This is a genomic window from uncultured Methanobrevibacter sp., assembly GCF_905235195.1.
GTDB lineage: Archaea > Methanobacteriota > Methanobacteria > Methanobacteriales > Methanobacteriaceae > Methanarmilla.
Genome location: NZ_CAJOKH010000103.1, coordinates 1 through 2384, shown reverse-complemented (window position 1 = coordinate 2384; position 2384 = coordinate 1). Strand labels below are relative to the sequence as shown.

The 2384-nt window shown below is 25.1% G+C and carries 1 protein-coding gene; it reads right to left on the bottom strand.

Annotated elements, in window-relative coordinates; translation table 11 throughout:
• Positions 1 to 570: 570 nt before the first annotated feature.
• The gene (locus QZ146_RS08720) at positions 571 to 2283 is read right to left on the bottom strand and encodes a hypothetical protein (protein WP_295723713.1); all 1713 of its coding nucleotides are present in this window, start codon (positions 2281 to 2283) and stop codon (positions 571 to 573) included.
• Positions 2284 to 2384 lie beyond the last annotated feature (101 nt).

Genomic DNA, 2384 nt, shown 5'->3' with positions numbered 1-2384 from the left:
TAACCACCCTTTATATTATTACAACCTTAATAGTTTTATAAACTTATATTTAGTTTATTGATTTTTAAGTCATACCTTATTTTTTTTAGTTTTCAAATTGAGTTATTAAACCAATTTTATCTTTTTTATTAAATAATATTTTATTTTTCAGTTATATTAAAGTTATGACAAGTTAATGATTAAATGTAACATACTTTATTATAAAAAAAATTTAACTTGTTTCTATGAAATGGGAATATATTAAAAATAAAATTAAATATCAATTTCGGATTTTTGAACTATTTCACCAACATTTCTTATTGGGAGTGTCCTAAAACTCCCAATTTTTTTATTTTTTTTATATTTTCTATCTCCTTCTACCAATGTATAATATTTTTTTCGAAAGGTTTTTTTTAATTAAATGTTCCTTATTTTAAAATATTAAAAAATGAGTGAAACTACTATTTTAATTATCATATATTTCATTAGATTGTTTGAAAAAGTAGTTCTAATCTAAGAATAATTAACAGACATTTCCTAAAAATTTTAAAAAAATAAGATAAAAAAAGAGGCATAGGATGCCTCATTATATTATCTTTTAACTTTTGCTGTTTTTTTAACTATTTTACTGCCGTATTTGGCTTGATATTTGACTTTTTTTCCAACTTTAAGTTTTTTAAGAATAGACTTTTTAACTGTTACTTTTGCAATTCCTTTTTTATTAGTCTTTGCTTTAAGTGTTTTTTTATAAAATTTAAAGGTTATTGTTTTACCTTTGTATATTTTGTCATTTATTTTTAAAGTTGCTGTTAAAACAAGTTTTTTAGCGGATTTTTTAACTTTTACTGTTTTAATTGTTAATTTAATCTTTGGAGCTGGTTTTACAGTTACCTTAAAAAATTTTGAATATACCAATCCATTGTGATTCTCTAATTCTATTTGAATTTTATGAGTTCCAACTGATAATTTTGACAGTTTTTTGTTAATTTTACCATTTGAATGAACATCGTTATAATAAATACACTTATAATTATCGTAAATTGTAAGCTGATAATCACCCTTAGGCGCCACTATGTTTACATCTACAGATTTACCTTTAGTAATTTGTTTTGGTGTTACACTTGTGCGGATACTCTTCTGATTTTTAATAACATCAAACCATATTTTATGTTCAGTATCATAATTATTTAAATTGTAGTTTAACTTTAGCACATATTTGTGTACAGGTAAATTTACTAATGAATAAACTCCATAACCATTATTAATAGTAATATTGTTAGTTTTAAAGAGCACTAAATCATCTTCATCATATTTTCCAGTAGAATCGTAATATAAACTGGCAGAAACATTACCATTTGATCCTGAAGGTCCTTTCAATTCAATATATTCTTTATCATCTAGAGAAATTGAATATGGGTAATTAATATTTAGTGCAATATTTACAAATCCATATACTGATTTTGAATGGTATTTTGAATCTCCATGATATGTTACAACTATTTTATTCAGACCCAATTTCCAACCTTTACTACTAACAGCAGTCCAAGATTCTCCATCTTTATATTTAACATCATATGTCTTGCCATTGGCTGTTACTGTTAATTTGCCTTTAGCATCCTTAGGAAGATATATTAACAACTGTACATCATTTCCATATTGATAATCCATCATTTCAGGCAAATCTTCCTGATCTTCCCATGCAGGTATAAATGTAAAGAAATACTGGTCAACATAGATTGTTTCTTCCATTTTTATTTCATTATTTACAGCAACTTTTATATAGTAATTCCCTTCAGAAGTGATTTTTAAGTCTTTAGCATGAAGTATTACAAAATCCTGATAAATATCTTTATCATATCTTTTGACGTCATCAACATAAACTGTTAAACGATAAGTTTCTTTTGAATCAATTGCATCAAAAGCAACAAGTGATACATGACCGTCTAGCGTTCCATCAGATATGCTCAATTCATAATCATCTGTTGTTATTTCATTATATAATAAAACAGTTTTATTCTCTTTTTGAGTTGAATCATCGATTTCTAAAATTGAATCATCAGATTGTACAATCGATTGGTCAATTTCATCAGAATTTACTTCATTAAAATCCTGTTGCAGTTTTTCTTTATCTGTATCTATGTCTTTAATATCCTGAGATTCAATGAGTTCATTTTGAAAATCATCATTCTCCAAATCTGAAAAAGACATACTCTGCGTAATATTTTCATCGGATGCACTTACTGCTCCAACTACCATAATGGTCAGCAAAAATAGGCTTACCATAAATATCTTTTTAAACTTCAAAATAACCACCCTTTATATTATTACAACCTTAATAGTTTTATAAACTTATATTTAGTTTATTGATTTTTAAGTCATACCTTATTTTTTTTAGTTTTCAAATT